The sequence below is a fragment of the Paenibacillus sp. J22R232 genome, from assembly GCF_056269165.1.
On record NZ_JBWDNK010000021.1, the window covers coordinates 65,334 to 77,310 of the forward strand.

Here is an 11,977-nt window from a genome sequence, read left to right on the forward strand (position 1 = left end):
GGAGGCCTTAGGGGTATGAGGAAATACGAGGTGCTTAGGACCGTTGTTATCCTTCAAGCCGTTTGTATGGTCGTATTGACGGTAGTCGTGATCATTAAGGTGTGGCCGGGAAATGACCGCCAGCTGGATAATCAGGCACCAACGAATGTCGGGAGCGAAGAAGAGCCTATAGACCCGGGCAAAGTGGAGCCTTCGCCTGGAGGAGAACCTTCTGATCAGGAAAACGGAAGGCGAGTTATTGCTAGGGTAGGCAATGAGACGATTACGGCAGCTGATTTGCAGGGCGAGCTCCAGAAGCAATATGGGGAGGCCACCCTGCGATCATTAATGGTGCGTAGAGCGATTGATCTAGAGTCGGCGGCGTTTGATCTAAGCATATCGGCAGATGAGCAAAGCCGTGAGCTGGCGAAGATGGTTGAAGGCTATGAAAGCGAATCACGCTACTATGAAGTGATGCGGGAGCAGCTCGGCATGAGTAAGGAACAAGTGCTGGATGAGCTGAATTACCGGCTGCTAATGGAGAAAATCGTTATCCGCAGCGTTAACGTTACTGACGAAGAGGTTGATCGCTACATTGCGGACCATCCCGAGGAGTTTGAAGCGAGAACGCAGCTACACTTGCAATGGATTATGACCGAGACATCGAAGGAAGCCAGTTCGGTGCTCGGGCTGCTTACGGAAGGCGCGGATTTCGCCGAGCTGGCGCGTACCTACTCAATCGATTCCTTCACAGCGGACGGAGGCGGAGATCTCGGGTTAATCGATACGGATGATCCGTTCTACAATTCGGAGATGCTCGAAACAGCGAGCAGGCTGCAGGTTGCCGAGATGGCCGGTCCGATAAAGGTCGATGGAGGCTTTGCCGTTATACGATTAATCGAACGACAGATGACGACCACGGTAACGGGACGAAGGCTTCATGATGCCGTTCGTAAGCAGCTGGCGCTTGAACAAGCCGACTCGCTCGCCGAAATGGAAGATAAGCTGCTTGTTAAATATGAAGCTGTAAAAATGGAATGACATCCGAGATGGGCAACGTTTTCAATAGAGTGAGAAAGTCACTATTGACAAGGGATGCAAGACATTGTTAAGATGGAATTAGTGAAAATACCAACTGAATTAGTCGGAATAAGGAGGCAGTTATTTCCATGGCCAAAATTGTACAAAGTGTTCTAGATCTTATCGGTGATACTCCGTTAGTTCGTTTAAACCGTCTTGTACCTGAAGGTAGCGCGGAGGTATATGTTAAGCTTGAGTACCAGAATCCGGGCGCAAGCGTCAAAGACCGTATTGCAATCAGCATGGTCGAAGTAGCTGAGCACGAAGGGATTATCAAGCCAGGCGATACGATCATTGAGCCTACAAGCGGCAACACAGGAATCGGACTAGCACTTGTAGCAGCAGCAAAAGGCTATAAGGCTATCCTTGTAATGCCAGAAACAATGAGTATTGAGCGTCGCAACCTGCTACGTGCTTATGGCGCAGAGCTCGTATTGACGCCAGGCTCCGAGGGAATGAACGGCGCTGTTCGCAAGGCGGAAGAGCTAGCAGCTGAACACCCTAACTACTTCCTGCCGCAGCAATTCAAAAACCAAGCAAACGTTAAGGTTCACCGCGAGACAACTGGACCTGAGATCGTTGAAGCGATTAACTCGCTTGATGGCAAATTGGATGCATTCGTAGCAGGTATCGGTACGGGCGGTACGATTTCCGGTACGGGCGAAGTACTTAAGAAAAACTTTGAAGGTATCAAAATTTATGCAGTCGAGCCTGCTGCTTCGCCGATCCTATCCGGCGGCAAACCGGGCGCGCACAAAATCCAAGGCATCGGAGCAAACTTCGTACCTGACATTTTGAACCGCGAAATTTATGATGCTGTAATTACGATCGAGAACGAGGATGCATTCGAATATGCTCGTCGTGCTGCAAAAGAAGAAGGCATTCTTTGCGGTATTTCTTCCGGTGCTGCGATTTATGCAGCCTTGCAAGTGGCGAAAGAGCTTGGCGCAGGCAAACGCGTAGTAGCGATTGTTCCAAGTAACGGCGAACGTTACCTTTCAACTCCACTATTCAACTTCGAAAACTAATTTCTGAAGCTCATAGCGAACAGCCTTTCATTCCTCGGAATGGAAGGCTTTCTTTTTAACTGGCTATTCGGTATACTGAGCAAAATAAGTGTAGATATCGGGGGTTGAGGGTGATGGTCACCGCTATGGAGCAGTGGACTCGGTGGCACGCCGAACGGAAATATACAACGCTGCCGCTGATTATGGAATTACCCTTTCAGCTCGAACTTCGGGCAGGGGTTTTATCGTGGGAAGAGGTGTGGCAAGATGCTTCGCCATATGCTTTCGTATTAGAGAGCGGCAAGGACGGACGATACTCCTATTTGGGCTTGCATCCGGATGCGATTATTCGTGGCAAGGGCTTGACCGCGGAATCGGTTGCCTTTCGGTCACTAGAGGAGCAGAGCAAGCGCGAATGGAGCGGAAAGCCGCTTGAAGTGGTACGGGAATGGATGAGCGGCAAAGTCGGACCTAGGGCTGCTGATGCTCCCAAATGGATAGGCGGCTGTGTCGGGTTTTGGGGATATGACGTTATTCGCTCCATAGAGCGATTGCCGTTGCTTGCTTTGGATGATCGAAGCATACCGGATTATTTATTCATGCAAGTCAATGAGCTATGGATTATAGACCATCTGGATGAGAAGGTTTACTGCGCTGTTCATACGGAGATTGATCCTGACTTTGATGAGACGGAGCTTAGCGCAGCGTATGAGCATGCCCTTTTCAGAGCGAGCGGCATGACCGATTATTGGCTGACTTGGTTTGATGAGGAAAAGGCCAAGGAAAGGGCTGCGTCAACTCGGAGGAAACGCCAACGACTGCTTGACGATGATCAACTGCAGATGGATACGTCTTCTCTTGTTGATATAACTTCTCCTTTTCCGAAGGAGGCCTATATGGAAGCTGTTCGCCGTATCCAACGATATATAGAGCAGGGCGACGTGTTCCAAGTGAATTTGTCGGTGCGGCAGAGCAAAGAAATCGTATCATCGCCGGAAGAGCTCTACGAGTGGCTGCGATTAATTAATCCTTCTCCTTATATGGGTTTCCTTCGCTGTCCTGATTTCCAGCTGGTATCGGCCTCACCCGAGCTATTGGTTGAGCTTAAGGAGACTAAGCTTGCGACAAGGCCGATTGCCGGCACACGCAGGCGCGGTCGTACGGATGAGGAGGACCGCCGCTTGGCGGACGAGCTTCTCTCGAATGAGAAGGAACGAGCTGAGCATATCATGCTGGTCGACTTGGAGCGAAATGATCTAGGGCGCATTTCTGCTTATGGCACAGTCAAAGTAGAAGAGCTAATGGTTATCGAGCAGTACTCGCATGTCATGCATCTGGTATCGCAAGTAGAAGGGCGATTGGCGCAAGGCAAGGACGCTTATGATGTCATTTCAGCTACTTTTCCGGGTGGGACGATTACGGGTGCCCCGAAGATTCGGACGATGGAGATCATCGAGGAGCTCGAGCCAACGCGCAGAGGCCCTTACACGGGCTCGCTTGGCTGGATTGACTACAATGGCGATATGGAATTTAATATAATCATTAGAACGATGGCTCTGCAGGATGGGGCCGTTCATATTCAAGCTGGTGCTGGTATCGTGATTGATTCGGATCCGGAGCGGGAATATAAGGAATCATTGAACAAAGCGAAGGCGTTATGGAAGGCCATTCAATACAGCGAGCGGTATGCGGCGCATAGACAGGCGGCAGAGCCGGATAAAGGGGGAGCCTTAACATGATATTGGTAATCGATAATTATGATTCTTTTACGTACAATCTCGTTCAATATTTGGGTGAGCTTGGTGAAGACATTACGGTGAAACGCAATGACGAGATCGATTTGGCAGGAATCGAAGCGATGGCACCCGATCATATTCTGATATCGCCAGGTCCATGTTCTCCGAATGAAGCGGGTATCAGCTTATCCCTTATCGAGCATTTCAAAGGAAAAATTCCTATTTTCGGTGTTTGCTTAGGGCATCAGTCTATCGGACAGGCCTTTGGAGGCGAGGTTGTTCGCGCCGAGAAGCTTATGCACGGCAAGACATCCGCGATTCATCATCAGGGGACATCCATATTCGAGGGAATGCCCTCGCCGTTTACGGCAACGCGCTACCACTCCCTTATCGTGCGTCGAGAAACGCTGCCGGACTGTCTGGAGATTACAGCGGAAACAGAGGAAGGCGAAATTATGGGCCTTCGCCATAAGGAATATCCGATTGAGGGCGTACAATTCCACCCTGAATCGATCATAACGGAGCATGGGCTTACAATGCTTCGTAATTTCTTGCAAAACCGGACGGGCGCAGTGCGATGAAAATCGGGCTGAACGGCACCGTTTTGGAAGCAAGCGAAGCCGTGATCTCAGTTTATGATCACGGTTTTTTGTACGGCATGGGCTTGTTCGAAACCTTTCGCACCTATAATGGGGTACCTTTTTTATTGGACCGGCATTTGAACCGCCTGCATGCGGGCTGCGAGCAGCTGGGCATTCGATACCAGAGCAATCCGGAACATATTGCTGCATGGGTAAAAGAGTTGATTGCAGCAAACGGATTGGAGGACGCTTATGTCCGTATGACCGTTAGCGCGGGGGAAGCGGAACTGGGCTTGCCGACCGGTGATTATGAGCGTCCGACTGTACTTATGTTAGTGAAGGCTCTGCCGCCCATAAATGATGCGGTTCATATGCGCGGAAGGGAGCTGCGGCTTATGCAGACGCGGCGGAACACCCCGGAAGGTGACGTTCGCTACAAGTCTCTCCATTATATGAACAATATTATTGCGAAGCGGGAGCTGCTCGCAAGCGGGGCTTCGGCGGGAGCGGAAGGACTTATGCTAAGCCATGAGGGATGGCTGGCAGAGGGGATTGTCAGCAACTTGTTTTTTGTGAAGGATAACGTCGTATGCACGCCTGCGATATCAACCGGCATACTGCCTGGCATTACGCGGGAGCGTGTGCTGGAACTGGCGAGAGGCGAAGGATACCAAACGGACGAAGGGTTATACAGCTGGGACATGCTGCTGCAGGCTGACGAGGTTTGGCTGACCAACTCCATTCAGGAGCTCGTTCCTGTTACGAGTTTAACCGATATTTTGGGACAGGCCCGTATTGTAGGCAACGGGGAGGCTGGCGCTATAACCAGGCAGCTCTTAACGTTATATAGGAAATGGACGACGGCAAATGGTGAGATGTATTAGCCTGTACCTTCTAAAGGACAGATTTAGAGAACATACAAAGGAAGGCGGTAATAAAGTGAATCAGCAACCGGTTTTCTACAATAGAGCATACGACTTTGGAGACGGAGCGACGCTTGCGCTAGGCAATCAGACACTCATCATGGGCATTCTGAATGCGACACCCGATTCGTTCTCGGATGGGGGGCGATACATGAATATTGAGGCAGCCGTAGCTCACGCAGAAGCGATGGCGTTGGCTGGAGCGGACATGCTCGATATTGGGGGAGAGTCTACTCGTCCAGGATTCGAGCCGGTTAGTCTTGAAGAAGAGCTGCGCCGGATCGTTCCCGTTATTCGGGCAGTACGTAAAGCGCTACCGCATATGCCAATCTCAATTGACACCTATAAAGCGGAGGCGGCTCGTCAATCGTTGGAGGCCGGAGCCCATATCATCAATGATATTTGGGGCTTGAAGGGTGACCCCAATATGGCGCCGGTGGCAGCGGAATACGGATGTCCGGTCATTATTAGCCATAACCGGCATGCGAGGGACTATAACGATTTGGTTCCTGATGTGCTTGCCGATCTGATTGGAAGCGTGCGCTTGGCGCAGGCAGCCGGAGTGAAGGAAGATCAAATATGGCTTGATCCGGGTATTGGTTTTGCCAAAACCCATGAGGATAATCTCGAACTAATGGGCCGTTTATCAGAGGTAGCGGGACTCGGTTACCCTGTTCTCCTTGGTACCTCGCGCAAACGATTCATTAGGCAGACGTTAGATCTGCCTGTTGAAGAGCTTGTTGAAGGCACGGCAGCGACTGTCGTCCTTGGCATCGCACAAGGCTGCCAAGTCATGCGCGTTCATGACGTAGGCGCAATCAAGCGCGCTGCACGGATGGCTGACGCTATCGTATACCGCGATTAAAAGCAGCAAAAGCATATGCGTTATTTTCGACAGATAGGCATGCTATAACGTTGGGAGAGTGGATATAATGGACAACATGATCATTAAAGGGATGAAGTTTTACGGATACCACGGCGTATTCCCCGAAGAGAACAAGCTCGGACAGAAATACGAAGTCGATATCGAACTTGCCATGGATTTGGAGCAAGCGGCAGCAACCGATGATCTAACCTGCACGGTTAATTATGCTGAGATTCATGCGCTGGCCAAAACGATTGTGGAAGGTCCTCCTTTTAAGCTAATAGAAGCTTTAACCGGTCACATTGCATCACGGGTATTGGAAGCTTATACTATGGTAAATGAAGTGACGGTTCGAGTAACGAAGCCGAACCCGCCGTTCGATATCCATTTTGACGGAGTAACGGTGGAGCTGCGTAGAAAGCGGGATGCTGATGGACGAACTATTCCCGCATAATGGGGCAGCAGCTTATATTGCACTTGGCTCGAACATGGGGAACAGAGAACAACTACTGTTGTCCGCGATTAGCTTAATAGACGAGCATTCAAGCATCAAGGTAAACCGAGTATCCGGTTTGTATGAGACGGATCCGGTAGGCTATACGGAGCAACCGCCTTTTCTCAATATGGTGTTGGCTGTACAAACGACATTATCTCCGATAGAGCTGCTGCGTCAGCTTCTAGCCTTTGAGCAGCAATTAGGGAGAGTTCGACAAATACGTTGGGGACCTAGAACCATTGACCTCGATCTGCTCCTATATGATAATGTCAGAATGGATCAAGAGGAACTAACCTTGCCGCATCCGCGCATGATGGAGCGGGCGTTTGTCCTTGTGCCGCTGCATGATGTGCTTGATCAATCGCATCTGCTGCAGCAGGAGGTAGGCGCAGCGTCCGAAGCGGCGCTTCTGGATGGAAAGGAAGGCATTACATTATGGAAAACAATCAATTGGCGCAGCGCGTCAGAGCCTTTCGAAAGCTGAAGGGCTACACTCAGCAGGAGCTGGCCAAGGAGCTTGGCGTATCAGTAGCCGTGCTCGGCTCTTTAGAGCGCGGAACAAGAAAGACCGATCCGAAGCTGCTCGGCCATATCGCCAAAACGCTAGGAATCAGCTACGAGGAGTTAATGTCGGATGATCGCGAATAGCGATGCTGCATTTCTTTCATATGAACAATAACCAATCAGAAGGGAAGTGAGGAGCGACATGCTGAAAGTCGGAGACATCGAGATGAAGAACAGAGTGGGGCTAGCACCGATGGCAGGCGAGTGCAATCCTGCTTATCGATTGATTGCAAAGGAATATGAAACAGGGCCTTGTATGTGCGGGGATGGTTAGTGACAACGCTATTCTTCACGGCAACAAATGAACGCTTGAAATGCTGTTCGTTGACGAACGCGAGAAGCCGCTCAGCCTTCGAATATTCGGCGGGGCCGGAATCGCTTGTCGATAAAAATTCACGAATTGGTTTCGTCAGCTTTAGATGCGGTTAAGAAGCGAGTAACAGTGAAAATGCGTACCAGCTGGGACGATGAGCATATAGTTGCTGTTGAGAATGCGCGTGCCGTTGGGCACGCGGGAGGCAAGGCGGTAAGCATGCACGGTCGCGAGCAGCTGTATACAGGCATGGCCAATTTGGACATCATAAAAGATGTAAAAGAAGCGGTATCTTTTCCTGATATAAGCAATGGAGACGTAATCTTACTTGAGAATGCCAAGCACCTTCTGGATCATACCGGCTGCGACGGCGCAATGATTAGCCGCGAGGAGAACTAATCAGCTGCTATTACAGCTGACGGAACATCAGGTACTGTTGAAGGGATCGTATACTAATCCAATCATAGACCGGTTATAGGCAGCGGATGGAAATCGAAGCTTACCGACAGCATTCGACAAAAGCTGCTATCGAGCGGCTTCTGCTTCCGTTTTAAGAATTGAAACGGTTTCAATGGCTCGTCTGGCTTTGATTGACATTCAGGGAACCTTGCAATATAATCGTGCAATATAATCTAACGAATACATCAAGAGCGCTCCAATTAACAGTAGGTATGAGGATCAGGAAGCGTAATATATTAGGTATCAGTGAATTCATACAAGGTATGAAAAATTAGTCACATGACAGGAGAATCGGAAAGATGAACGATAAGCAAATCATTCTGACTCAAGAAGGGCTGCGAAAGCTTGAAGATGAATTAGAAAACCTAAAATCGGTCAAGCGTCGTGAAGTTGCTGAACGTATTAAAGTAGCGATTGGCTATGGTGATATAAGCGAGAACTCGGAGTATGAGGATGCGAAGAATGAGCAGGCGTTTATCGAAGGACGCGTTCTTACCCTTGAGAAAATGCTGCGCAACGCGCGTATAATAAATAATGACGATATTGATATTGATACCGTTAGCATCGGTTCGATCGTGACGGTTGAAGATATGGAATACGGCGACACAATGGAATATTCCATTGTAGGCACGGCAGAGGCTGATCCGCTGCAAAATAAGATCTCAAATGAAAGTCCGGTAGGCAAAGCGATTTTGGGCAAGAAAAAAGGAACGGTTGTCGAAGTCAGCGTACCTGTCGGCATCATTCAATACAAAATTCTCGACATCAAAAAGTAAGGTTTGCTATGCGCGGATCAAAAAGCTTCCTTGTAGGAAGCTTTTTGAACGTTTAAAATATAAGAACGTATAGATGGATACTGATGCGGCGCTTATATTTTATCGGAAAATGATTGAATGCCGCAATAATCTGGCCACAGCTGCTTATGCTTGCCGAATGATCAAGGAGATGAAGAAGTGGAACATGAAAACAATGAGCAGGAGCTAAGCGAGCTCTTGCAAATTCGCAGAGACAAATTAGACGAGCTTAGAGGGTTGGGCGTCGATCCTTTCGGACGGAAGTTTGAGCGGACGCATAACGCAAAAGAAATCGTACAAACCAATGAAGGTCATAGCAAGGAAGAACTGGAGGGACAAGCCGTTTCCGTGCGCATTGCAGGACGTATCATGCAAAAACGCGGAATGGGCAAGGCCGGTTTTGCCACGATTCAGGATTTGAGCGGAAAGATCCAAATCTATGTACGTAAAGATACCGTCGAGGAGCACAAGTTTGCCGCATTCGATCTGCTCGATATTGGAGATATCATCGGCGTGCAGGGCGTTGTGTTCAAAACAAATACGGGCGAGGTTTCAGTCAAAGCCCATGATATTGAAGTGTTGACGAAGTCGTTGCTTCCGCTGCCTGACAAATATCACGGCCTGAAGGATGTAGAGCTTCGTTACCGCCAACGTTATGTTGATCTTATCGTCAACCCTGACGTACAGCAAACCTTTATTACACGTTCCAAAATCATTCAATCGATGCGCCGCTACCTGGATTCCCGAGGTTATCTAGAGGTAGAGACGCCAACCTTGCATTCCATTGCAGGCGGTGCGGCAGCGCGTCCGTTCGAGACACATCATAATGCGCTTGATATGCAGCTTTATATGCGTATCGCGATCGAACTTCATTTGAAACGCCTCATCGTCGGCGGATTGGAGAAGGTATACGAAATTGGCCGCGTATATCGCAATGAAGGGATGTCCACGCGGCATAATCCAGAGTTTACGATGATTGAGTTGTACGAGGCTTACGCGGACTATAAGGACATTATGGCTTTGACAGAGAATGTCATTGCACATATCGCCCAAGAAGTGCTCGGTACGACGACGATCACTTATCAAGGGCAAGAAATTGATTTAGCTCCGCAATGGCGCAGAGTATCCATGGTTGAGATTGTTAAGGAAACGACTGGCGTTGATTTCGGCGTGGAAATGAGCGATGAGGAAGCACACCGCTTGGCAAAGGAGCATAAGGTTGGAGTTGATGCCCATATGACCTTTGGCCATATCCTTAACGCCTTTTTCGAGCAGTTCTGTGAGCACACTCTAATTCAGCCGACTTTTGTAACCGGACATCCGGTCGCTATTTCACCGCTTGCGAAAAAGAGCGAAGCAGATCCGCGTTTCACAGATCGTTTCGAGTTGTTTATTGTGGCTCGCGAACATGCGAATGCTTTTACAGAGCTTAATGATCCTATCGATCAACGCGAACGGTTCGAATCACAGCTAGTTGAACGTGAGCATGGCAATGATGAAGCACATGAGATGGATGAGGACTTTATCCGTGCTTTAGAATACGGTATGCCGCCTACTGGGGGGCTTGGAATCGGGATAGACCGCTTGATTATGCTGTTGACAGATGCACCGTCCATCCGTGACGTGCTGCTGTTCCCTCATATGAGAGACCAAAAGTCTGCTGAATAACACAGTGTATAGAATCGCCGGGGCTGATTAGTCTCGGCGTTTTTTTATTGACTAATATCTAGCTTCTACGGCATCAATTCTTAAAATCTACCAAAATATGCCCTGAAATCTAATAGGCCTATTGATTTGTGAGATTCATATGGTATATTAGAACTATAAAGCAGAGCACGATAACGGCAAACCTATCGAAAGGTAGGGACGCAAAGCTAAAGGGCCTTCCGAAAGATGGCAGCCAGCTACCGAATGGACAAGCTTTTTTTTTATTTTCTCTTTAAATGAATGAGTAAAGCTTCATACGATAACGGCAAACCTATCGAAAGATAGGGACGCAAAGCTAAAGGGCCTTCCGAAAGATGGCAGCCAGCTACCGAAAGGGGTTTTTTTTATGCGTAAATTTATGATGTTGATCGCAGCTTTTATCCTGTTTGCTTCTATTAATGTAACGCCTGCTCAGGCTAGTGAAGCAAACCAATGGCTGGATACGACTAATCTCAGCAACGGTGTCGTGGCTGTTAAATATCCGGTTAACGCTAAAGTGAAAACGAAACTTATGATTGCAAAAGGACAAGCTAACTATACGTACAACCTAACTGCAGGTGGAAAAACAGAACAATTTCCGCTGCAGCTTGGTAACGGGCAATATACAATATCGGTATTAGAAAACGCGTCGGCAAACAAGTACAAGCTGGTATCAAAACAAACCGTTACCCTGAGCTTGAAAGACAGTACAGTACTTTATCTGAACTCGATCCAAAACATTAATTGGACCGATACAAGCAACGCGATCCTGAAGGCTAAAGAGCTTACAAAAAACAAAAAAACGGATAGCGAGAAAGTAAAGGCCGTTTATGATTATGTTATTACAAACATTAACTACGACAATCAATTAGCCGCGAACCTTTCGGTTGATTACTTGCCAAGTATCGATCGTACGTTCAAATCTAAGAAGGACATTTGCTACGGATATGCTGCATTGTTTGCAGGAATGCTTCGCAGCTTGGATATTCCGACAAAGTTGATGATGGGAAATTCGTCATACGTTGATGTTTATCACGCTTGGAACGAAGTTTACTTGGATGGCAAATGGGTCATCATCGACACAACAGTTGATGCAGGCCTTAAAAAGGGCAACAAGAAGTTCGAGCAAATTAAGGATGCTTCGAAATACACAGTCGCAAAACAATATTAAGGGTTAGAACAACGAGCAGGCGTATATACGCTTTGCTCGTTTTTTTGTTTGTTCCTTCATTAATATAGCTCATATCGAGATTGGTGTTTTTCTTCAATTTTATGAACGGAAAAATGATTTTACTAAATCTGAAAAAAACACTTGCAATGCCATAGGCAAACGTGATATATTATCTAGGTCGCCAACGAGACACACGGCCGACACGGAAGAAAAGATTGCTCTTTGAAAACTGAACAACGAGTAATAACTGCCTCGCAAATCCTTCGGGATAAGCGAAAAAGCGATAACAAGTAATGAGCATTTCAAACACCAATTTGGAGAGT

At 48.1% G+C, this 11,977-nt stretch carries 12 protein-coding genes, 1 pseudogene and 2 riboswitches; all 13 genes and pseudogenes read left to right on the plus strand.

Translation table 11 applies throughout. From position 1 onward, the window contains the following. Positions 1–15: 15 nt before the first annotated feature. The 13 genes and pseudogenes from AC0YN3_RS30425 (at position 16) to AC0YN3_RS30485 (ending at position 11,654) form a co-directional block, all read left to right on the plus strand. Complete coding sequence (locus AC0YN3_RS30425) at positions 16–1,020, plus strand: peptidylprolyl isomerase (protein WP_475778646.1); 1,005 nt, start codon at positions 16–18, stop codon at positions 1,018–1,020. Between the two features lie 128 nt (positions 1,021–1,148). Then, positions 1,149–2,087: a cysteine synthase A gene (gene cysK / locus AC0YN3_RS30430; RefSeq protein ID WP_475778647.1), complete on the plus strand. Its 939-nt coding sequence runs from the start codon at positions 1,149–1,151 to the stop codon at positions 2,085–2,087. A 113-nt stretch (positions 2,088–2,200) separates the two neighbouring features. Continuing rightward, positions 2,201–3,805 (plus strand): anthranilate synthase component I family protein, encoded by a 1,605-nt coding sequence (locus tag AC0YN3_RS30435; protein WP_475778648.1) that lies wholly within the window; start codon positions 2,201–2,203, stop codon positions 3,803–3,805. Then, positions 3,802–4,383 carry an aminodeoxychorismate/anthranilate synthase component II gene (pabA, locus tag AC0YN3_RS30440; protein WP_475778649.1) on the plus strand — a complete coding sequence of 194 codons (582 nt, stop codon included), beginning with the start codon at positions 3,802–3,804 and terminating at the stop codon, positions 4,381–4,383. Before AC0YN3_RS30435 ends, pabA begins: the two co-directional genes overlap by 4 nt. Then, positions 4,380–5,267, plus strand: a complete 888-nt coding sequence (gene pabC, locus AC0YN3_RS30445) for an aminodeoxychorismate lyase (RefSeq protein WP_475778650.1) — start codon at positions 4,380–4,382, stop codon at positions 5,265–5,267. Before pabA ends, pabC begins: the two co-directional genes overlap by 4 nt. A 55-nt stretch (positions 5,268–5,322) precedes the next feature. After that, the gene (gene folP, locus AC0YN3_RS30450) at positions 5,323–6,171 is read left to right on the plus strand and encodes a dihydropteroate synthase (protein ID WP_475778651.1); all 849 of its coding nucleotides are present in this window, start codon (positions 5,323–5,325) and stop codon (positions 6,169–6,171) included. Positions 6,172–6,238: 67 nt separating this feature from the next. Beyond that, positions 6,239–6,625 (plus strand): dihydroneopterin aldolase, encoded by a 387-nt coding sequence (folB, locus tag AC0YN3_RS30455; RefSeq protein WP_475778652.1) that lies wholly within the window; start codon positions 6,239–6,241, stop codon positions 6,623–6,625. Then, positions 6,603–7,151, plus strand: a complete 549-nt coding sequence (folK, locus tag AC0YN3_RS30460; protein WP_475778653.1) for a 2-amino-4-hydroxy-6-hydroxymethyldihydropteridine diphosphokinase — start codon at positions 6,603–6,605, stop codon at positions 7,149–7,151. The genes folB and folK overlap by 23 nt, the downstream gene beginning before the upstream one ends. Beyond that, positions 7,103–7,315 (plus strand): helix-turn-helix domain-containing protein, encoded by a 213-nt coding sequence (locus AC0YN3_RS30465; RefSeq protein ID WP_114383855.1) that lies wholly within the window; start codon positions 7,103–7,105, stop codon positions 7,313–7,315. Before folK ends, AC0YN3_RS30465 begins: the two co-directional genes overlap by 49 nt. Before the next feature lie 58 nt (positions 7,316–7,373). After that, a pseudogene (locus AC0YN3_RS30470) lies at positions 7,374–7,931 on the plus strand (tRNA-dihydrouridine synthase); the annotation flags it as partial. A gap of 371 nt (positions 7,932–8,302) precedes the next feature. Beyond that, complete coding sequence (gene greA, locus AC0YN3_RS30475; RefSeq protein ID WP_138755998.1) at positions 8,303–8,779, plus strand: transcription elongation factor GreA; 477 nt, start codon at positions 8,303–8,305, stop codon at positions 8,777–8,779. Positions 8,780–8,956: 177 nt separating this feature from the next. Next, positions 8,957–10,465, plus strand: coding sequence for a lysine--tRNA ligase (lysS, locus tag AC0YN3_RS30480; RefSeq protein WP_475778654.1), 1,509 nt, complete (start codon positions 8,957–8,959; stop codon positions 10,463–10,465). 165 nt (positions 10,466–10,630) lie between these two features. Continuing rightward, positions 10,631–10,709: riboswitch (cyclic di-GMP riboswitch) on the plus strand. A gap of 49 nt (positions 10,710–10,758) precedes the next feature. Next, positions 10,759–10,837, plus strand: a riboswitch (cyclic di-GMP riboswitch). Positions 10,838–10,850: 13 nt separating this feature from the next. Beyond that, the gene (locus AC0YN3_RS30485; RefSeq protein WP_475778655.1) at positions 10,851–11,654 is read left to right on the plus strand and encodes a transglutaminase family protein; all 804 of its coding nucleotides are present in this window, start codon (positions 10,851–10,853) and stop codon (positions 11,652–11,654) included. The last annotated feature ends 323 nt before the right edge of the window (positions 11,655–11,977 follow it).